16 protein-coding genes and 2 pseudogenes are annotated in these 19,768 nt (G+C 38.3%); 14 read left to right on the top strand and 4 right to left on the bottom strand.

All coding sequences use genetic code 11. The features are described 5' to 3' along the window. The first annotated feature begins 132 nt into the window (after positions 1-132). The 6 genes and pseudogenes from ACLPIE_RS02045 (at position 133) to ACLPIE_RS02020 (ending at position 4,230) form a co-directional block, all read left to right on the top strand. Complete coding sequence (locus ACLPIE_RS02045) at positions 133-558, top strand: hypothetical protein (RefSeq protein WP_430259189.1); 426 nt, start codon at positions 133-135, stop codon at positions 556-558. Positions 559-699: 141 nt separating this feature from the next. Next, positions 700-1,011 (top strand): DUF1240 domain-containing protein, encoded by a 312-nt coding sequence (locus ACLPIE_RS02040; RefSeq protein ID WP_430259187.1) that lies wholly within the window; start codon positions 700-702, stop codon positions 1,009-1,011. Continuing rightward, a pseudogene (locus ACLPIE_RS02035) lies at positions 1,004-1,488 on the top strand (Hcp family type VI secretion system effector). Before ACLPIE_RS02040 ends, ACLPIE_RS02035 begins: the two are co-directional and overlap by 8 nt. A gap of 73 nt (positions 1,489-1,561) precedes the next feature. Next, a pseudogene (locus ACLPIE_RS02030) lies at positions 1,562-1,951 on the top strand (integrase core domain-containing protein); the annotation flags it as partial. 88 nt (positions 1,952-2,039) lie between these two features. Beyond that, entirely contained in the window at positions 2,040-3,371 is a 1,332-nt protein-coding gene (gene rimO, locus ACLPIE_RS02025; RefSeq protein WP_430259185.1) for a 30S ribosomal protein S12 methylthiotransferase RimO, read from the top strand. A gap of 217 nt (positions 3,372-3,588) precedes the next feature. Next, the gene (locus tag ACLPIE_RS02020; protein ID WP_430259183.1) at positions 3,589-4,230 is read left to right on the top strand and encodes a helix-turn-helix domain-containing protein; all 642 of its coding nucleotides are present in this window, start codon (positions 3,589-3,591) and stop codon (positions 4,228-4,230) included. A 600-nt stretch (positions 4,231-4,830) separates the two neighbouring features. On the opposite strand, the gene ACLPIE_RS02015 is transcribed toward ACLPIE_RS02020, so the two are convergent. Continuing rightward, entirely contained in the window at positions 4,831-5,460 is a 630-nt protein-coding gene (locus tag ACLPIE_RS02015) for a response regulator transcription factor (protein WP_430259181.1), read from the bottom strand. Between the two features lie 471 nt (positions 5,461-5,931). On the opposite strand from ACLPIE_RS02015, the gene ACLPIE_RS02010 reads away from it, so the two are divergent. Further along, positions 5,932-6,930: a LacI family DNA-binding transcriptional regulator gene (locus ACLPIE_RS02010; RefSeq protein ID WP_430259179.1), complete on the top strand. Its 999-nt coding sequence runs from the start codon at positions 5,932-5,934 to the stop codon at positions 6,928-6,930. 38 nt (positions 6,931-6,968) lie between these two features. On the opposite strand, the gene ACLPIE_RS02005 is transcribed toward ACLPIE_RS02010, so the two are convergent. Then, positions 6,969-8,423 carry a glycoside hydrolase family 32 protein gene (locus tag ACLPIE_RS02005; RefSeq protein ID WP_430259177.1) on the bottom strand — a complete coding sequence of 485 codons (1,455 nt, stop codon included), beginning with the start codon at positions 8,421-8,423 and terminating at the stop codon, positions 6,969-6,971. A 198-nt stretch (positions 8,424-8,621) separates the two neighbouring features. Here ACLPIE_RS02005 and ACLPIE_RS02000 point away from each other — a divergent pair, with 198 nt between their 5' ends. The 7 genes from ACLPIE_RS02000 to yjiA all read left to right on the top strand — a co-directional run bounded on the left by ACLPIE_RS02000 (position 8,622) and on the right by yjiA (position 16,658). Then, positions 8,622-9,569 carry an aminoimidazole riboside kinase gene (locus ACLPIE_RS02000; RefSeq protein WP_430259175.1) on the top strand — a complete coding sequence of 316 codons (948 nt, stop codon included), beginning with the start codon at positions 8,622-8,624 and terminating at the stop codon, positions 9,567-9,569. Positions 9,570-9,726: 157 nt separating this feature from the next. Next, entirely contained in the window at positions 9,727-10,653 is a 927-nt protein-coding gene (gene rarD, locus ACLPIE_RS01995) for an EamA family transporter RarD (RefSeq protein ID WP_430259173.1), read from the top strand. 128 nt (positions 10,654-10,781) lie between these two features. Further along, positions 10,782-11,960, top strand: coding sequence for a formate-dependent phosphoribosylglycinamide formyltransferase (purT, locus tag ACLPIE_RS01990; protein WP_430259171.1), 1,179 nt, complete (start codon positions 10,782-10,784; stop codon positions 11,958-11,960). 366 nt (positions 11,961-12,326) lie between these two features. Continuing rightward, entirely contained in the window at positions 12,327-12,776 is a 450-nt protein-coding gene (locus ACLPIE_RS01985) for a WG repeat-containing protein (RefSeq protein ID WP_430259169.1), read from the top strand. A 433-nt stretch (positions 12,777-13,209) separates the two neighbouring features. Then, complete coding sequence (locus ACLPIE_RS01980; RefSeq protein WP_430259167.1) at positions 13,210-15,363, top strand: carbon starvation CstA family protein; 2,154 nt, start codon at positions 13,210-13,212, stop codon at positions 15,361-15,363. Between the two features lie 106 nt (positions 15,364-15,469). Beyond that, positions 15,470-15,673, top strand: coding sequence for a YbdD/YjiX family protein (locus ACLPIE_RS01975; RefSeq protein WP_430259165.1), 204 nt, complete (start codon positions 15,470-15,472; stop codon positions 15,671-15,673). A gap of 22 nt (positions 15,674-15,695) precedes the next feature. Continuing rightward, positions 15,696-16,658, top strand: coding sequence for a GTPase (gene yjiA, locus ACLPIE_RS01970; protein WP_430259163.1), 963 nt, complete (start codon positions 15,696-15,698; stop codon positions 16,656-16,658). A gap of 66 nt (positions 16,659-16,724) precedes the next feature. Here yjiA and ACLPIE_RS01965 read toward each other — a convergent pair whose 3' ends face one another. Beyond that, a complete protein-coding gene (locus tag ACLPIE_RS01965; RefSeq protein ID WP_430259161.1) occupies positions 16,725-18,044 on the bottom strand; it encodes an L-cysteine desulfidase family protein in 1,320 nt (439 codons plus the stop codon). Positions 18,045-18,252: 208 nt separating this feature from the next. After that, on the bottom strand, positions 18,253-19,599 hold the full coding sequence (locus ACLPIE_RS01960; RefSeq protein ID WP_430259159.1) for an MATE family efflux transporter: 1,347 nt from the start codon (positions 19,597-19,599) through the stop codon (positions 18,253-18,255). Between the last annotated feature and the right edge of the window lie 169 nt (positions 19,600-19,768).

Here is a 19,768-nt window from a genome sequence, read left to right as displayed (position 1 = left end):
TTGGCTCTATCTGTACGGATACTTCAGGTAGGTCAAGCTTATACAACTAATAAAGTAAGGCATAGGCAATGTATTCGTATATGAAGTGTGCTAATTTCGCTAATTATGATTCCCTACAAATGGACTCTTATAATGTGTGAATGTAGAACTGTAGGCGATTTTTTTGCTTGTGCTGATAACTTTTCTGACATCATCAAAACGAATAATGCCATGAAGTATAAATTTCCCAGCTATTTTATTGAGGATAGTCCATGTGAAGACTCGTATCCTAAATTTAATTATGGCGAATTTTACTATGTTTGTAATGAGTGCGGGCAGACTTGGTACTTTGAATGCATTCCAGAGGAGTATCCCTCTCCAATTTTTGGTATTAAATTGCCAAATATAAACACTAATATTAGAGACAACGAAATTAATGCTATCAAGCAGTTTTTGATTGTTTTAGCGCATGAAGGATTTTCTAAAAATAAGTGTAGCCATATGTTTTGTTCAAACTATGCTCTTAACGGTCTTGAGGTATGCTTAAATCATTTAGGATTTGGCTACAATGCGGGATAAATATCAACAACCTGCCTTTATTTAACATAATGGGTCTTATAGGAACATTATTTTTGAACTGTTAAAAACAACATGGGAAAGAGAATATAAGCCTACTGCGGATATTAATAAAGCGCTTCATATTTGGCCTAAGGGGTGGTTATGCCTAAATGGGCAATGTTGTTGTTAGGCAGTCTACTTTTTATTATCTGTTTTTTGATTAGCATACTGATATACGATTATGTTTTATCATTATTTCAAATGAGAGATATTATTGTTTTTTCAGGGCCTATTGCTATGTGTGCTATAGGGTTTCCTGCGGTGATGTATTCACTGGAAGGGAGCATATATTCTATTTTTTTCAATAGGATACCAAAACATAATAAATTAATATTTAAATACCTTATGTACCTACTATTTGTTGGAGTTTTTAGTGGGATTCCTATTGCTTTTAAAAGGTGTTTTTATGACTGAACCTATTTATTTGACATTGACAGGTAAGAACCAAGGCTTGATTTCTGCAGGGTGTTCTACCATTGATTCAATTGGTAATCGTTACCAGATTGGTCACGAAGATGAAATTCAAGTTATTAGCTTAAACAGTGGTTCATTTCGATCTCAAAATGCATCGTATCAACCCGTTGTGTTTACTAAATTAATAGATAAATCATCGCCGTTACTTTCCACCGCGTTAGATACCAATGAACTATTAGAGTAGAGGCTGTTTTTGTTTTTTATCGCATCAGCCAACATGGACAGCTTGAAAAATATTATGAAGTGAAGCTTTCAGGTGTTTCTCTGATTGAGGTTTCGGATGTCTTTCCTGATTCAATAAAAGGTAGTGAATTAATACCGCATCAGTATATTCAGATGAAATACACTTCAATATCAAGACGTCATTTAATGGCAAACACGTCAAGCTATGGTATTAACAGCGATATGGTTAAATAATTGTGCTTAATTCGTTTTTTTAAGTTAATTTAACATAAACATGCTTACATGCCCTGTGGCTTTTCAACTCAATTCAGTCATTAAGGGCTGTAAGCTAACATCGTTGTCACGAGCCACGTTTTACCATCAGCAAATAGATTGGTGTAAAAAAGACCAAGTGGTGATCGATGCTATACAATCTGTGTTAGCGAAATCACCACAATCGGGATTCTGGAAATGCTATCTTCGACTAAAATTTCAAGGCTATCCTTTTAATCATAAACGAGTTTATCGCGTTTAATGGTTCGTTCTGTCGTGAATTTTTAAATGCGGATTTATTTGAATCGTTAAGCCAAGTTCGAGAATTAGCGTGGTTTTGGCTGCAAGATTATAACCACAATCGAACTCGCGAAAGTTTAAATCACCTCTCCCGGAGGCCTGTCGTAAACAGTTAGAAAACTCTAAGTTGGAGTGTCTTAATTAATTGGGAGTGGACATATGTACATTTTGTTTTTTTTCAATGCTAAAATCCTTCACCAATTATTCAAATCATATAACAAATTATATTACTTATGAGCAATAAAAATCGAGTTCCAACTGTTGGATTTATTTCCCTCGGCTGCCCAAAAAATTTGGTCGATTCAGAGCGTATTTTAACTGAGCTACGTACTGATGGTTATCAAGTTGTTCCAAGTTATGATGATGCAGATTTGGTCATTGTAAATACCTGTGGGTTTATTGATAGTGCGGTGCAGGAATCGTTAGAAGCGATAGGAGAGGCGCTAAACGAAAACGGTAAAGTCATTGTGACTGGCTGCCTTGGTGCGAAAGAGAATCAAATTCGTGAAGTTCATCCGAAAGTATTGGAAATTACGGGCCCACATAGTTATGAACAGGTTTTAAACCATGTGCACCATTATGTTCCAAAACCAGAGCATGACCCTTTCTTTAGTTTAGTCCCAGAACAAGGGGTTAAATTAACGCCAAAACATTACGCTTATTTAAAAATATCAGAAGGGTGTAATCACCGTTGTACTTTTTGCATTATTCCATCGATGCGTGGGGATCTAGATAGTCGTCCGATTGGTGATGTATTGAATGAAGCAAAGCGTTTAGTCGCATCAGGTGTGAAAGAATTACTGGTTATCTCACAAGATACTTCTGCTTATGGCGTTGATGTGAAGCACAGGACTGGCTTTTGGGATGGCCAGCCGGTGAAGACGAGTATGGTTGGCTTATGTGAGCAATTAGCCTCTATGGGAGTTTGGGTTCGATTACATTATGTTTATCCCTATCCACATGTTGATGATGTGATCCCATTAATGGCAGAAGGTAAAGTGTTACCTTACCTAGATATTCCTTTGCAGCATGCTAGCCCAAAAATTTTGAAGTTAATGAAACGTCCAGGTGCTGTCGAAAGGACGTTAGAACGCATTAAACGCTGGCGTGAAATTTGCCCAGAGCTTACTTTACGTTCTACTTTTATTGTGGGCTTCCCTGGTGAAACTGAGGACGATTTCCAAATGTTGTTGGATTTCTTATCTGAAGCGAAGTTAGATCGAGTTGGCTGCTTTAAATATAGTCCTGTTGATGGTGCGAAAGCGAACGAGCTGGCAGATCAAGTTCCTGAAGAAGTTAAAGAGGAGCGTTATCATCGCTTCATGCAGTTGCAACAAAAAATATCAACACAACGCTTACAAGATAAAATTGGTCGTGAGATTTTAGTGATTGTTGATGAAGTGGATGATGAAGGCGCTGTTGGCCGTAGTATGGCTGATGCCCCTGAAATTGATGGGATGGTTTATCTGAACGGAGAGTTTGATGTAAAAGCCGGCGATATTGTAAAAGTCTTAGTTGAACATGCTGATGAGTATGATTTATGGGGCTCTATCATTTCGGCTTAATAGATTGATTGTTTTTTAGTGTTCTTTATAGCCTACTTATCAGTTGATAAGTAGGCTTTTTTAATTCTACACAATAAAAAATTTGGCTTTGAGATGGCTGAAATTGATGTAGATCAACGGCGAAAAACCTATCAATAAATAATTTGATCTAGAATATAAAAAATTAATGGCAAGTTGACATAATCAAATAAGCCCCTATCGAAGAATAAGGATAATTATGTCGACCCATTTATTGTTTTCAACTACAACCGACAATCAAAAAAATAACTATATATCAAGTTGTTATGATTCAGCATTGGCACTTATTCGTAAAACTGTTATGGATGGGATAGCGCCATTAAGAGACTCTAAGATTGATATTTCATTAATTAGTATACATGGGGAAACGTTATGGTTAAGCAATGAAGGTCGAGGGGAATTTGAAATTACACGCTTATTATTGGCGGATATGAGTGATAGCGCACAATTAAAATTATTTGTTAGTCCCATTGAGCTAAATGGAACATTTTATTTTCTCGCGCCTGTATACCTGCATGATGGCGAGCTCTTCTTGATCATTGTTGTTTCAGCTGCAGATGCTAACAGCAATCTTTTATTTGCCTTAACTCAAGCCCTTGCAAGGGAAGCAAGCGGAAAGATGAAGTGTCAGTATTATCAGCAAAGGTTATCTTGTGAAGACAAGGATAATCAACGGTTTGCTAATTTAGATATCCAATCTGTTGAAAAAGAGTTGATTATTGAAGCTGCACAAGCTTGTAAAGGCAAAATTCAAAAAATGCATCAGGTGCTCAATATGGGGCGTACAACATTATGGCGCAAGCTCAAGCAGTATGAAATTAATATTAAAGAGTATAAATAGGTTTTCAGGTGATAATCCCTGATATTTTAAGTAAAAAAGAGCGCTTCGGCCCATTGTTATAGTGACGATTTTATTTATAACAATAGAAGAAGCGCAAAGGCGACCAACATTATAGTAGACCAGATTAGAAGTGAGCTTCTTAACTGGTTACTAGATGTATTGAGACAAAGAGAAATGAAAAAGTAAGGTAATTATGTACGAATGTAGCGGTGAGGTATGTTGTTTATAGTCTTATTTTTTTAGATTAATGGTATGTAAAAACATTATAGCTATAACTTAATTATTTTAACAAAAGATGATGTGAAGGAAAACAAGTTTTCTAATATAGCTCTTTAAATCAAAAATATATTATTTTATTAGGTATATGATGATAACTATTATTGTTGTTTAAATTGCTAATTATCCTAAATTTACCCTTAGTAAAATGTGTGGTTTCTCATAAGTTTTAAAATTAAACTTGAATTTTGATGTGGGCAGGATTTTAATCTGTATTTATCGATAATTTTTTAATTAGACTATTTTTTAGTTGTAGATTTCTGATGGCTTAAAGTTAAACCATCAGAATTAATAACTTCGTTGTATGAAAAACTATCATGTGAATTACATATGCTTCGGATAAGTATTAATATATTCGTATTCTTGAATAAGTTGCGGTAACGACTTAATACCTAATTTTGTATAAATGTTTGAACGGTGTACTTCAACTGTTCTAGGTGATAATGAGAGCTTTTCAGCAGTTTCTTTGCTGGTATTACCCTCCAGTATCATATCCAAGATTTCTCTTTCTCTTACAGAAAGACGATCAAATTTATTGGACAAATAGGTATATTTTTTATGGTTTTCATGCATGCTTAAAAATAGTTCTGTCGCATGACTAATTGCATTTAAAATTTCAATATCTTTGAAAGGAAAAGGGAAAAAATCAAAAGCACCAGATTTGAAACTTTCACGACATAAGCTGATAGAGGGGGCTTCAGCAAGTACAATGAATGGCACAATACCAAAAGAATTATTTATATTGTTTAATCTATTAATACGATTTTCATCATTACTCAAGAATAATAAAATACATTCTTTTACATCATCCTCTAACGAGTAAGTGTAATTACTTACAAATACTTCTTCACTATTATAAAATTTAAAGATAAAATCAAAAGATTCCATCATTGATTTCAGTTTATTCTTAAAGACATTATCACTTTCTATAATTACGTGAATGGTGTTATTCATCACCATACTCCTGTTGAACTGATTTGATATTCATATTAATTTGATATAATACGTAGATAATAAAGTACGAAATGAAATGCACAATAATATTATCTACTGATCGTTGTTGTTTTTTTTATGTATTACTGACCTTAATTTATATTAAAAATATCATCTAGTTAATTTTAATATAAAAATAGAAACAATGGTTAAATTTTGTGTCAATGCGTAATATTCTATTAATCCAATGTAACATTTTAGGTGCTTTTACTTGCTTTGTCTCTTTTTTGGAACCAATAAAACATATGAAGAAATTTACGAAATGTGCCAATAATATCTTAAATAGGCAGTCATAAAAAGTCTAAAATGATAACTTTAGGTTATTTTATTAAGTGATAATACTTGTTGTATAGTTTGATAGAGATTAAGTGCTTTTTATGTTTAACATGTTAAAATTCACCTTCGTCCTTTTGATGTGAGTGAATGTACTTAATGGCTTCTTTAAAAGATGTAGCACGACTTGCAAATGTTTCATTGATGACTGTATCGAGGGCAATTAATAGTCCTGAATTGCTAAAACCTGAAACGTTAAAGCAGGTCCAACATGCTATTGAATCACTCAATTACGTTCCTGATTTCTCCGCGCGTAAAATAAGAGGGAAAAGTTCGCGAGTTTCCACTGTGGGAGTTTTGGCGTTAGATACTGCAACGACACCATTTTCGGTAGAAATGATCCTTTCAATAGAGCAAACCGCAAGGCAATTTGGTTGGAGTAGCTTTGTGGTAAATATTACATCGAGCGAAGATAGTGAAAGAGCAGTGCGCCAATTATTATCTCAGCGCCCAGATGGTATTATTTATACAACCATGGGGCTTAGGGAAGTTTCTATCCCTGAGACATTACATAAGAGCCGCCTTGTACTTGCTAACTGTATTGATACCGAAAAAAAATTCCCTGCATATATCCCTGATGATTTTAATGGGCAATACAATGCAGTGAATCGTTTAATTGAAAAAGGATATCGAAATCCACTATGTCTTTATATACCTAAAGAAACATTAGCAGGGAAAACCCGTCGTGAAGCGGTTGAGGCATCGTGGAAACAGGCAAACTTACCGTTCGAGTCTTTAATACAATATCATTTAGAGCTTGGTGATGAGCATTATTTGGATGTTGTTAGTTTAATTAATTCGCATATTGATAAAAATAAAAAGCCAGAATTTGATGTGATTATTTGTGGTAATGACCGAATTGCATTTTTAGCATATCAAGTATTGCTTGGTCATGGTTTGCAGATACCAAAGGATATTGCGGTGCTTGGTTATGATAATATGATAGGCGTAGGAGAGCTATTTTACCCTCCATTAAGTACGGTTGTATTACCCCATTATCAGCTAGGACAGCAGGCTGTGTTACACATAATCGAAGAACGTCAGAGTCACGATATTCAGTATGTTGACTGTGATTTATTAGAGCGTAACTCTTTTTAATGGAGCCTAAGGCTACAGAATAGTAGCCTTGGGTAATATTATTTAATCGCGTTTTGAAGTTCCCATAAAGTGGCTTCTTCTAACTTCGCTTTATTATTTATTGTAAATAATTTTAGTTCCCTCTCCCCTTTTTGTGGATAAATACGGCAACTGAAATTAATTTCGCCATCATTAATAAATATTTCTAGGCTCGAACGGTCTATAAAAGCATGAACTTTTAGATGTTGTGATTGCGGTAATGGAACACTGCGGCTGTCACTAATTATCTCATCAGGGTAATGGCGCATTAAAGTGAGTTGTTGGCTTTGGTTATCAACATAGAATTGCACGCCATAACCGATCCAAAACCCAAATTTTTCAGCTAAACTTTGTTGTAAATCCCAAGTCAGTTCTATTTCGCAACATGAAGCATCTTCGTGGAGCAATATCGTGGAGTTCTTTTCTAAAATAGTTGCAGGTAAATGTGTTGCAGATTGACGTAATGTTTTTAATTCTTCGATGGGCTTAGCAATAATTTTACCTTTTTCATTTAATGTTAACTCTCTAGGTAATGTAAAGCACCCTGACCACTTATGTTTTTGAGATGGCATATGGCTTTCCCACATATCCATCCAAGCAATTGCAATACGCCTACCATCTTTTGCTAAAAAAGTTTGTGGTGCGTAGTAGTCTTGCCCAAAATCGAGTTCAGTAAATTGCTGTGAGATTTCATAAGAAGAATTTGGCGACCAATTTCCGACTAAATAGCCATTTTGGAATAAGTTACGATATTGGTAATTCTCTGCTTTTTTTCCTTGGGGTGAAAATAAGGCAATAAAACGATCCCCTAGCGGAAAGAAATCTGGGCATTCCCACATATACACATTTTTGTCATCTGTTTTAGCTAGTACTTGGTAATTTGGGTCCCAATTGAGTAAATCTGATGTACTAAATAAGAGAATTTGTCCTTGGTCATGGGCATCTCTAGCACCAACCACCATCCACCATTTACCATCTTGTTGCCAAACTTTAGGATCACGAAAGTGCATATAACCTTTTGGAGCAGGAAGTATGACACCTTTTTTCTCAAAATGAATACCATCGTCACTAACAGCAACACATTGAGATTGGATGATTTGGCTGTCGTCACCTTCGTTACCTAGCCAAATATGTCCGGTGTAGAAGAGGTATAGTTGGTCATTATGACTAATAGCAGAACCCGAAAAACAGCCATCACGGTCATATTCTTCACTAGGTGCGAGAGCAATCGGTTGATGTTGCCAGTGAACCATATCTGAGCTTGTTGCATGTCCCCAATGCATTGGCCCCCAAATAGAACTAAACGGATGATGTTGATAAAATGCATGGTATTGGCCGTTATGGTAAATTAATCCATTCGGGTCATTCATCCAGCCAGAAAATGGGGCGAGATGATATTGAGGATAGAACTGAAAATCCATGACTTTTCTTGATGTTTGAATTGCGTTATTGGCTAATTCAAGCTGCTTTTTCATGACGGCTCCTTAATCATTTTCTGACAATGGTAATGAAATGGATAATGAGGTTAGATAGTTGGTGCGTTTCTGAGTTATTTTATTTATACTCGATGTTAACGTTAACAAAAAGGATTTGCTAGTAGAAATTTTGCAATTAGTGATTGTTGTATGCATTGTTAATAGGCATAGGGCTATACAACTTATAAAGGAGATACAATGAAAGTCTGGGCATTAGGCGATGCAGTGATTGATTTAATTCCCCTTCAGAATATGCAGTATGAAGCTTGTGCTGGTGGTGCTCCAGTTAATGTAGCCGCTGGGGTTGCTCGTTTAGGGCAAGATAGCGGTTTTATTGGCCGTGTTGGTGAAGAGGCTTTTGGGCATTTTATGCAGAAAACCCTATTTGATTTAGGGGTTGATACGAGTGCGATGGAATTTGATGAGAATTATAAAACTAGCACAGTATTAGTATCTCTACATGAAAATGGCGAACGAGAGTTTTCTTTTTTAGTGTCACCTTCAGCCGATCAGTTTTTGAGCGCAAAGAATTTACCGAATTTTAGTCATGATATTTTGCATTTTTGCTCATTGGCATTGGTACATAATACTTGTCGAACAACTTTATCAACAGCGATAAATGATCTTAAACAAGCAGGTGGTTTATTGAGCTTTGATATTAACATTCGCCCACAAATGTGGTCTTCCCCTGATGAGATGCACCGTGTTGTTGATGACTATGCAAAGCAGGCTGACATTTTAAAACTTTCGGATGATGAGCTCTTGTGGCTAACAAAGGAAAGTCGCTTTGAAAATGCGATTGCTAAATTGCGAAATTACCCGGCTAGATTAAAAGTCGTGACGCAAGGGGCTAAAGGGTGCCAAGTATTTACCTCTTCAGTAGAAATGGCGGTTAGTGCATATCTAGTTGAAAGTATTGATACAACTGGTGCGGGTGATGCATTTATGGCGGGCTTACTTGCGGCAATATCTGAGTTTGGACTTGCAGAAACAAAAGCGAGCTTAATGAAAATAATTTCACAAGCTACGGCATGTGGTGCACTAGCAACCACTAAAAAAGGTGCCATTGCGGCGGCTCCCACAAAAGATGAATTGTTTGAATTTATGAAATTACAACCACCATTACATCAACGAGAGGTTGTTTAACCGCGTTGTCTGCTAAAGGTGGTAATGTTGCCACCTTTTAATCAGATATAGACTCATTAATTGACTAATGTTGGGGGCGGGGTAAGTTTTATTTCCTCTATTTTGGAGTATGATATCGAATCAATTCTATTTAATCATATTTCATTACGGATAAACTATGTTGTTGCGTTCAGGAGTAGCACTGGCTATTTTTTCTTATATTCTGTGGGGAATAACACCTTTATTTTATCGCTTACTTCCTGGGGCGGAACCATTAGAACTTCTTGCTGAGCGTCTTATTTGGTCAGTACCAATTCTTTTTTTTATTCGTTTAATTATTAAAAATAAGTCCTTGTGGCGTCAAGTTTGGGCAGATAAAAAATCAATCATTTTATGTTTATTTAGCTCGGCTGTTATGGCTATTTCATGGACTACATTTACTTATGCACTAACGCATGGGCAAGTGCTTGCAGCTAGTTTAGGTTATTTTATTAACCCATTGTTTTCTATTTTGCTCGGTATGCTTTTTCTTAAGGAACGACTTGTTTTTGCAGAAAAAATGGCTGTTATTTTTATTTGTGCAGGTGTTGGCTATCAGATTTGGCAGTATGGGGAGTTACCTGTATTAGCATTAGTGATGGGAAGCGCATTTGCAATATACGGTTTAATTCGTAAATACATTCGGTTTGATGTGATTACATCGCTATTTTTAGAAGCACTTTGGTTATTACCTATCGCAATAGGAATATCATGGTGGTTAAGGTCGAACGGCTTAAGCGCTGTTGCTAAAGGGGATTGGCAAGTTCACGTCCTTTATATGTTAGCGGCACCTGTAACGATTATTCCATTGCTGTTTTTTACTGCGGCGATTAAACGGACATCACTTACCGTGATTGGATTGGCACAATATATAGAGCCTACGATCCAATTTTTACTTGCTGTATTTTTATTCAATGAAATATTTGATTGGGTGAAAGGGGTGAGTTTTTCATTGATTTGGGTTGGTTTGCTATTTTGTGTTTTAGCGATGTTACATAAGCAATATACTGAACGACTTCACAAGGGACCTTTCATTACCGGTCGTGATGGCCCTCCAGAAACGTAAGGTTTTAATTTTACAATATAATCAAATAATTAAAACTATTCTAAATTTTACCGTTTCCCATTAATAGTAAGGGCAAACGTTTGCGTATATAATCAAGCTTAATCTTTTTGCCGATAAGGTCATCAATAATGAATCAATTAGGTACGGCGCTGTGTGCTTCTGCAACGAAAGTCATGCTACTAGGGGCAGGAGAATTAGGTAAGGAAGTGGCAATTGAATGCCAACGTTTAGGGATTGAGGTCATTGCGGTTGATCGATATGACAATGCCCCTGCCATGCACATAGCACACCGAAGCTACACAATTAATATGCTTGATGGTGAGGGGCTGAAGGAAATTGTCAATAAAGAAAAGCCCGATTTTATTGTTCCTGAAATTGAAGCTATCGCGACAAAAACCTTGGTTGAATTGGAACAGCAAGGGCAAAAAGTGGTTCCGTCTGCAAACGCGGTTTTTCTTACTATGGATAGGGAAGGTATTCGTCGTTTAGCCGCAGAGGAGCTGTGTTTACCAACCTCTGATTATCAATTTGTGGATGATAAAGCGCATTTTATGGCTGCCGCAAAAAGCATGGGTTTTCCTTGTATCGTAAAACCGGTGATGAGTTCATCAGGGAAAGGGCAGAGTGTTATTCGTTCTTCAGAACAGTTGGAACAAGCGTGGGCGTATTCTCAACAAGGTGGGCGCAGTGGTCAAGGCCGCGTCATTGTAGAGAAAATGGTTAACTTTGATTTTGAAATCACAATGTTAACTGTCAGTGCCGTGGACGGTATCCATTTTTGTGCGCCTGTGGGACATCGTCAAGAAAAAGGGGATTACCGTGAATCTTGGCAGCCACAGCAGATGAGTGATGCGGCATTGAAAACAGCGCAAGACGTCGCAGCAAAAATTGTGACTGCATTAGGTGGCTATGGAATATTTGGTGTTGAGTTATTTGTGTGCGGTGATGAAATCATTTTTAACGAGGTTTCACCACGTCCTCATGATACGGGAATGGTAACGCTTATCTCCCAAAATTTATCTGAATTTGCTTTACATGTCCGCGCTTTTCTTGGTTTACCTATTGGGTTAATTCGTCAATATGGGCCAAGCGCTTCGGCTGTTATTTTACCTGACTTGCATAGTAGTAATGTCGTTTTTAGCGACCTTGATGCCGCATTGGGAACGGATATTCAATTGCGATTATTTGGTAAGCCAGAAATAGCTGGAACTCGCCGATTAGGTATTACTTTAGCTACTGCTGATTCCATTGAGCAGGCGCTAATAAAGGCAAAAACTGCGGCTGAAAAAATAAAAGTATCCGGTTAATTTTGAATTTTCAACGTTTATTCACAGTTAACTACAATTTGTTTTCCTTTATTGCTAGATAGCGTTGGGATAATGGTGTGATCAATGCGGTGCAAATTGTGTACCGCTAATTAATGTATTTCTAAAAGAACGGTTGATGTCAGAATAACTATAACTTGTTAATAAAGTTGCTTTATTGGTTGAATAAACCATAGATGGTAAGAATACGTATTGGCTTGATCCTTGTTATCTTAAGAAAATTCTCATTCAAGAGGCCATTTATCTTTTTTCTTAATTCTATTGAATGGATGATTGTCTATAATTAATTGGTTCAAATTCAGCATGAATAGAATAAGGTCAGCAAAATCGCCACATAGAGGGTAAGTGATGGTTCGGTATTTTATTGGTTTGGCATTATTTGTTGTCATTGCAGGTGAGGCTATTGCACAAAACCTTGAAGAGCAATTTAGTTTATGGGCTGCTGATGAGAAAGATAAAATCACCTGCTTTGATGCTCGATCGGATTTTCAATATTGCTTACGGGAATTACCCAATAAAGGGGTGGTTGTGGTTGATCAAGGAGGGCTGGAGGTCTATCAGCTTTATTACTTTGATAATTGGCCTGATGAACCGCAAGACGGGGTTTATCGTATTCGTAAAGAAAATAAAATAGGTTTTGCTGATGCACTTACAGGTAAAATTGTGATTGAGGCAATTTATGATTGTGCGTATCCGTTCAACGGGGGAAAAGCAAAAGTGGGGGTAGGATGTGAAACACAAACTGATGGAGAGCATAGCTGGTGGGTTGGCGGAGAATGGATAACAATTAGTCGTTGAGATTCATATACACATTTAACTATAAGAATAATCGATTCTAGGTATATTTTACGTTTTTTATTATGTTATTTAACAATAATGATGTATTTAATTAAATAATTCATATTAGTTAACTTATTGAAAATAAATTATAATTGTTATGTAGATCACAGTTTTAATCCTATCTAACCTTTCTAAAAACCATTCACCTCAAAAAACAAACCGCTTAATTTTGTATGACACCGCTTAGCGTAACTTCCATCAATATTAGAGTGTAATTCCTTACTATAGACACCATGGCAGAGCTCAATTTCTTATTTATAACAGTTCAACCACTGCCAATAAAAAATCATTTGTGATGAGTACTCTGTAAGCCTATATGGGACTCGATATTATTCATGAATGATAAATGCAAAATCAAAGGCATGTTCGTTTTACCTCAGAAGGGTGCTCTATGAATAAAAATGGTATTTTAAAGCACATTCCGTGGATGATCCTTGGGATCATCGGTGCGGTTTGTTTGGGTGTTGTGGCGCTTAGGCGCGGTGAACACATCAGTGCGCTATGGATAGTTGTCGCCTCTGTGGCGGTTTACTTGATTGCATATCGTTATTACAGCTTGTATATCGCTAAAAAAGTGATGAAGCTGGATGAAACACGTGCGACCCCAGCCGTCATTAATAATGATGGGCTAAACTATGTTCCGACGAATAAAAACGTACTATTTGGTCACCACTTTGCGGCAATCGCAGGGGCTGGGCCATTAGTTGGCCCAGTACTTGCAGCACAAGTTGGGTATCTGCCCGGCACATTATGGCTACTTGCAGGGGTTGTTCTTGCGGGCGCGGTGCAAGACTTTATGGTGCTGTTTATTTCTTCTCGTCGTAATGGCGCATCACTCGGCGAAATCGTAAAAGAAGAATTAGGGCCAATTCCGGGAACCCTTGCGCTTTTCGGTTGCTTCCTTATTATGATTATCATTCTTGCCGTATTGGCACTGATTGTCGTAAAAGCACTGGCAGAAAGTCCGTGGGGGGTATTCACTGTTTGTTCAACCGTACCAATTGCCTTGTTTATGGGGATATATATGCGATATATCCGACCAGGACGTGTGGGTGAGGTTTCGGTAATTGGTATTGCCTTATTGGTGGCGTCTATATGGTTTGGTGGCGTTATCGCTCATGACCCATACTGGGGCCCTGCACTGACATTTAAAGATACCACTATTACTTATGTGTTAGTGGGTTATGCCTTTATTTCTGCATTATTACCTGTATGGTTGATCTTAGCGCCTCGTGATTATCTGGCGACTTTCCTGAAAATTGGGGTTATCGTCGGTTTAGCTATTGGTATTGTTATCCTTAACCCTGAGCTAAAAATGCCTGCGGTGACTCAATTCGTTGATGGTACAGGGCCAGTTTGGAAAGGGACATTATTCCCGTTCTTATTTATCACCATTGCATGTGGTGCTGTTTCGGGCTTCCATGCTTTAATTGCTTCGGGGACAACTCCGAAACTATTAGCCAATGAAAAAGATGCGCGTTATATCGGTTATGGCGCAATGTTGATGGAGTCTTTCGTTGCTATTATGGCGTTGGTTGCCGCTTCAATTATCGAGCCAGGCCTCTATTTTGCCATGAATACACCACCGGCTGCATTGGGTATTACTATGCCTAACTTGCATGAACTGGGAGGGCCGGATGGCGCTGCTATCATGGCTCAATTGAAAGATGTTTCTGTTCATGCGGCGGCAACAGTTAGTTCTTGGGGCTTCGTTATTTCACCTGAACAAATCATGCAAACGGCAAAAGATATTGGTGAGCCGTCTGTATTAAACCGTGCAGGTGGGGCACCTACCTTGGCTGTGGGTATTGCTTTTGTATTCCATGAAATCATGCCTGCGGCGAACATGGGCTTCTGGTATCACTTTGGTATTCTGTTTGAAGCCTTGTTTATACTAACGGCGTTGGATGCAGGAACACGTTCTGGTCGCTTTATGCTACAAGACTTACTGGGTAACTTTGTACCATTCCTGAAGAAAACGGATTCTTTAGTCGCAGGGATTATTGGTACGGCAGGCTGTGTTGGTTTATGGGGTTATCTCTTATATCAAGGTGTTGTTGACCCACTGGGCGGCGTTAAGAGTTTGTGGCCTCTGTTCGGTATCTCGAACCAAATGTTAGCGGCGGTTGCATTAGTCTTAAGTACTGTGGTTCTGATTAAGATGAAGCGCAGTAAATACATTTTGGTTACAGTATTACCTGCGGTATGGTTATTAATCTGTACAACTTGGGCGTTAGGACTGAAATTATTCAGCGATAACCCTCAATTGGAAGGTTTCTTATACTTAGCGAAATCTTATAAAGATAAAATTGCAGCCGGTGGTGCAGAATTAACGGCACAAGAGATTACTAATATGAATCACATTATTATTAATAACTACACCAATGCGGGCTTAAGTATTCTATTCTTAGTTGTTGTTTACGGAATTATCTTCTTTGGTATCCGTGTCGCGATGAAAGCGAACAAAATCCCAGAGCGCACAGATAAAGAAACCCCATATGTTCCTGTACCTAAAGAGGGCGTGAAAGTTTCATCTTCACATTAAGTTAACCCTTCAGCCACATTGAGTTCTCTGAGCAGGGGACTCGAATAATGAAAGGTCGCCCTACATTGTGTATCCATGGTGTAGGGCATTTGTATTGGAGAGGCAGATGTTTGGAAATCTCGGAAAAACAGGGAAATATTTAGGGCAGGCTGCACGCATGCTAATTGGCATTCCCGACTACGATACTTATGTGCAACACATGAAGGATAACCATCCTGATAAGCCTATGATGACATATAAAGAATTTTTTCGTGAAAGGCAAGATGCACGCTATGGTGGTAGTGGTAAAGGCGGATTTCGCTGCTGTTAATTAATGAAGTGTGAGAGCAATAATGAAACCAATTAATGTAACTATTTTAACCGGTTTTCTCGGTGCAGGTAAAACAACGCTCCTTAGCCATATTCTTCATGCAGAACATGGGCATAAAATTGCGGTTATTGAAAATGAATTTGGCGAAGTACCTATCGATAACGCGTTAATTGGTGATCGTGCTACTCAAATTACTACCTTAAGCAATGGTTGTATTTGTTGTAGTCGCGCGAACGAATTAGAAGATGCGTTATTGGATCTGCTAGATGGTTTAGATAGTGGAAAGCTGGATTTTGACCGCCTCGTTATTGAGTGTACAGGAATGGCTGATCCAGGCCCAATCACACAGACGTTTTTCTCCCACGAAGCACTATGCGAGCGCTATGTATTAGATGGTATTATTACATTAGTAGACGCCGTTCACGCAGATAAACAGCTTAATGATTTTGCAATTGCTCAGGCTCAGATTGGTTATGCTGATCGTATTTTATTGACGAAAACGGATATTGAACCGAATAACGACGCTTTACTTGAGCGTTTACAGCGTATTAATGCCAGAGCACCAATTTATCCCGTCATTCATGGGGATATTGATTTGAATTTATTGTTGGATATTCAAGGTTTTTTATTGGATTCCCAACTGAATGTGAAACAGCCAACGTTTCGTTTTGCCCCTAAACAACAAAATGAAGTCGGTTCTATCGTACTCGAATTTGATTACCCTGTTGAGTTAATGGCCGTTTCTCAAGTGATGGAAGACTTATTACTGAGTTTTGCTGATAACTTGCTGCGTTATAAGGGAATACTTTCTATTGTTGAAGAACCCAAACGTTTATTATTCCAAGGTGTTCAGCGTCTTTATAGTGCAGATTGGGATAGGGATTGGGAAGACGGAGAACAGCGCAATAGTGTGTTAGTCTTCATTGGTATTGACCTTCCCGAAACTCAAATTCGCGAAAAATTTGCAGCCCTCAAAATAAAATAACACTAGGCAGTTCAAGTCGATTGAGTTGTAGCAAAGCCGATAGGCTACAACTCAAACAGCGTTAAATTAACGTGCTTTAGCAGCCATAATTTCAATAATTTGTACGTCGGTATACCTCATGGAACCGGCGGCTAATGAACATAAGTTGGCAATAGACTGGTCGACATCATCAGAAACAATACCATCAGAGCCTCTAACGCAGCTATTATCTAGCGCCATTAAGACAGCTTTGTAAGCGGCACTTGCACTAGTGGAAACTTTCATTGCACAGCTATTTGATGCGCCATCACAAATCATACCGCTCACATCGCCAATCATGCTAGAAATAGCCATAGCGACTACGTCATAGCGAGATTCTAATAACCATGCAATTCCCGCAGCGGCGCCCATTGCGGCTGTTGTGGCTGCGCAAAGTGCCGATAATGCAGGAAGTTGGTTGTGAATGTAGATTGCCATTAGATGGGATAACATTAACGCGCGAGCCAGTTGTTCCTCAGAAGATTGCAGGTAATCGGCGGTGACAACAACGGGCATGGTGGCGGCGATACCTTGGTTCCCAGAGCCTGAGTTACTCATTGCAGGTAAAACGGCCCCCCCCATACGGGCATCTGAGGCGGCAGATGTGCGGATCATAATTTCCGACATTAAATCTTTTGATAGTAAACCGCGGTCACGCTGAGCCTGTAATGTTTTACCAATATGTAAGCCATACACATTTCGCAATCCTTCTTGTGACAAGGCGTCATTTAACTTTGCGGCTTCTAAGATAAAACGAATTTCTTCTAATGGGGCTTCGGTGGCAAATTGATAAACGGATTTTGCTGTCACTGGGGGGAGAGGAATATCAGCAGCACAATCAACAAGGTTATTATCTTGTGGTTTACTTTTTGTGGCATCAAAACGGGTTTGGCCATTGTGAATGATTTTGATGATATTGGTATGAGAGCCCGCAATGACCACAGTAGCGGAGCCTGTTTGAGTATGCACAGTGGCTTCTGAATAGATAACTTCATCACAAGGTTGTTTGATATCAACGGTGATATGCCCTTGTGCTAGCATGGTTTTGCTCTTTGCAATCGCATCGGAAGAAGCTGATTTTAAAACTTCTAATCCAGCATCGGCATCACCGCCAATAGCGCCTAGGGCGGCGGCAATAGGCAATCCTACCATCCCTGTACCAGGAACCGTCACCCCCATACCATTTTTCATCAAATTTGGGGAAACAAATGCACACACTCGAATGATTTCACCATCAAGTAAAGAAGCGGCTTTAGCAGCTGCATAGGCTAATGAAATCGGCTCAGTACAACCCAAGGCAGGTTTAACCTCTTGTTTGACGGCTTTGATAAAGTATTGCCAAAGTAGCGGTTGTGTTTGAGCACGCATTGCAAGTCCCCTTAGTGAAGTCTGTTTTTATTTTGTTATTTTAAACAACAAACTGGAGAAAAACTTCACAATGTTTAGGGATACATAGTGAGTAAAGAGAAAAATTATCTCTAATTACAGGGATAAAAATAAAATTTTTTTAAGTTTGAGCTTTGTCACAAAAGTCCTGCCTTTAAATTTTGCAGGACTTTGTGAATATGGAGAAATATTAGCTTTCCACATCAAGGCGTTTACTTTGCCATTTGCGTGAACGCCAACGCCATGCATTAGTTAAGCCACGTAGCCACTCATCAGCAAAGAAACCTAGCCAAATACCGAGTAACCCCATCTCCATCTTGATACCGAGGAAATAGCCCAACGGGATAGCGACACCCCACATAAAAATGATCGCAGTACAAAGTGGAAAACGTGCATCACCAGAGGCTCGCAGGGCGTTAACCATCACTATATTGATGGTTCTGCCCGGTTCTAAGAAAACTGAGAGTAAGAACAGGGGAAGCAGTAAATCAATAATACCGTGGTCATCGGTAATATTGTTAAGAATAGGGTCACGGAGTAACCAAAAGGCAATAACGACAACGATTGTCACATAAAAGCCCATTTTTAGGCTTTTTAAACCACGAATATAAGCCTCTTCAAAGCGTTTGGCGCCGACAAGATGGCCGACCATGATCTCATTACCAATACTGATAGAAATACCAAATAGCATAATAAATAAAGAGAGCTGGAAATACAGTGTTTGGGCTGCAAGGGAGGTTTCACCCATCAGGCCAATAAATGCGGATGCCGTCATGAAATGCAAGATCCACACAAGGTTTTCCCCTGCGGATGGCAAACCGATGTGCAATATTTTACCCAACATTTTACGTGACCAATGTACTAACATCATCGGAACAAATTTGATGCGTAATCCATAAAATAGAAGGCAAAACAATAAAATAACAGCAACGACACGGCCTGCCACGGTTGACCATGCAACGCCTTCAAGACCATATTGCGGTAAACCAAAGAAACCATATAGTACAATGATGTTACCAATAACCGTAATCAAGTTAGCAATTAAAGTAACCCACATAGCGGGTTGTGCTTTGCCGTACACCCGTAAACAAGCCGCTAAAATAATAGAAATTGCTTCTGGGATTAAACAAATCCCTAGAATACGTAAATAAGTATAACCATCATCCATTAAATGAGATGGCATATTCATAATGGTTAAAATGCTATAGCCAAAAAATAGAGCGACTAGTGCACTGGAAAAACCAAGAATAAAGTTAAAGGCAATGGAAATATGGATGGCTTGGCTCGCTTTCTCACGACGACCAGCCCCAAGGTATTGTGCGATAACGACGCTACATCCCACACTGATAAAGTTAAAAATAGTAATAAATAAATCAAATACTTGGTTGCCGACTCCCATTGCCGCAAGATAAGCGGTGGAAACGTGGCTAACCATATAAGTGTTAATTAATAACGTGGCCAAATGAAGAAATATGTCGATAAAAATTGGCCAACTGAGCGAAAAGAGTGATCGCTCAGTCACATCAGACTGATGCATTGAGAACCTTTATATATTCATGAGTGTTATGAGAAGCTTTCTGAATTGCTGATTCTACATGGATTTCAACAATGAAAATAGGGTTAAAATGCATTTGATTTTAATCAGGCTAATGTTTTGTTTACTTTTAATTATTCTGTTAGATTTAATTTCGCTATAAATAATTTAA

Source organism: Providencia sp. Me31A (assembly GCF_050487165.1).
Taxonomy (GTDB): Bacteria; Pseudomonadota; Gammaproteobacteria; order Enterobacterales; family Enterobacteriaceae; genus Providencia.
This window is presented reverse-complemented; position numbering and strand designations above follow the sequence as displayed.

What these genes read in the sequence shown, in the direction of transcription:
- ACLPIE_RS02015 (WP_430259181.1), bottom strand. Translation starts at nt 5,460, where the DNA reads ATGAATAACACCATTCACGTAATTATAGAAAGTGATAATGTCTTTAAG.
- rimO (WP_430259185.1), top strand. Translation starts at nt 2,040, where the DNA reads ATGAGCAATAAAAATCGAGTTCCAACTGTTGGATTTATTTCCCTCGGC.
- ACLPIE_RS01960 (WP_430259159.1), bottom strand. Translation starts at nt 19,599, where the DNA reads ATGCATCAGTCTGATGTGACTGAGCGATCACTCTTTTCGCTCAGTTGG.
- ACLPIE_RS02045 (WP_430259189.1), top strand. Translation starts at nt 133, where the DNA reads ATGTGTGAATGTAGAACTGTAGGCGATTTTTTTGCTTGTGCTGATAAC.
- ACLPIE_RS01980 (WP_430259167.1), top strand. Translation starts at nt 13,210, where the DNA reads ATGAATAAAAATGGTATTTTAAAGCACATTCCGTGGATGATCCTTGGG.
- ACLPIE_RS02020 (WP_430259183.1), top strand. Translation starts at nt 3,589, where the DNA reads ATGTCGACCCATTTATTGTTTTCAACTACAACCGACAATCAAAAAAAT.
- ACLPIE_RS01975 (WP_430259165.1), top strand. Translation starts at nt 15,470, where the DNA reads ATGTTTGGAAATCTCGGAAAAACAGGGAAATATTTAGGGCAGGCTGCA.
- ACLPIE_RS02000 (WP_430259175.1), top strand. Translation starts at nt 8,622, where the DNA reads ATGAAAGTCTGGGCATTAGGCGATGCAGTGATTGATTTAATTCCCCTT.
- ACLPIE_RS02005 (WP_430259177.1), bottom strand. Translation starts at nt 8,423, where the DNA reads ATGAAAAAGCAGCTTGAATTAGCCAATAACGCAATTCAAACATCAAGA.
- rarD (WP_430259173.1), top strand. Translation starts at nt 9,727, where the DNA reads ATGTTGTTGCGTTCAGGAGTAGCACTGGCTATTTTTTCTTATATTCTG.
- yjiA (WP_430259163.1), top strand. Translation starts at nt 15,696, where the DNA reads ATGAAACCAATTAATGTAACTATTTTAACCGGTTTTCTCGGTGCAGGT.
- ACLPIE_RS02040 (WP_430259187.1), top strand. Translation starts at nt 700, where the DNA reads ATGCCTAAATGGGCAATGTTGTTGTTAGGCAGTCTACTTTTTATTATC.
- purT (WP_430259171.1), top strand. Translation starts at nt 10,782, where the DNA reads ATGAATCAATTAGGTACGGCGCTGTGTGCTTCTGCAACGAAAGTCATG.
- ACLPIE_RS02010 (WP_430259179.1), top strand. Translation starts at nt 5,932, where the DNA reads ATGGCTTCTTTAAAAGATGTAGCACGACTTGCAAATGTTTCATTGATG.
- ACLPIE_RS01985 (WP_430259169.1), top strand. Translation starts at nt 12,327, where the DNA reads ATGGTTCGGTATTTTATTGGTTTGGCATTATTTGTTGTCATTGCAGGT.
- ACLPIE_RS01965 (WP_430259161.1), bottom strand. Translation starts at nt 18,044, where the DNA reads ATGCGTGCTCAAACACAACCGCTACTTTGGCAATACTTTATCAAAGCC.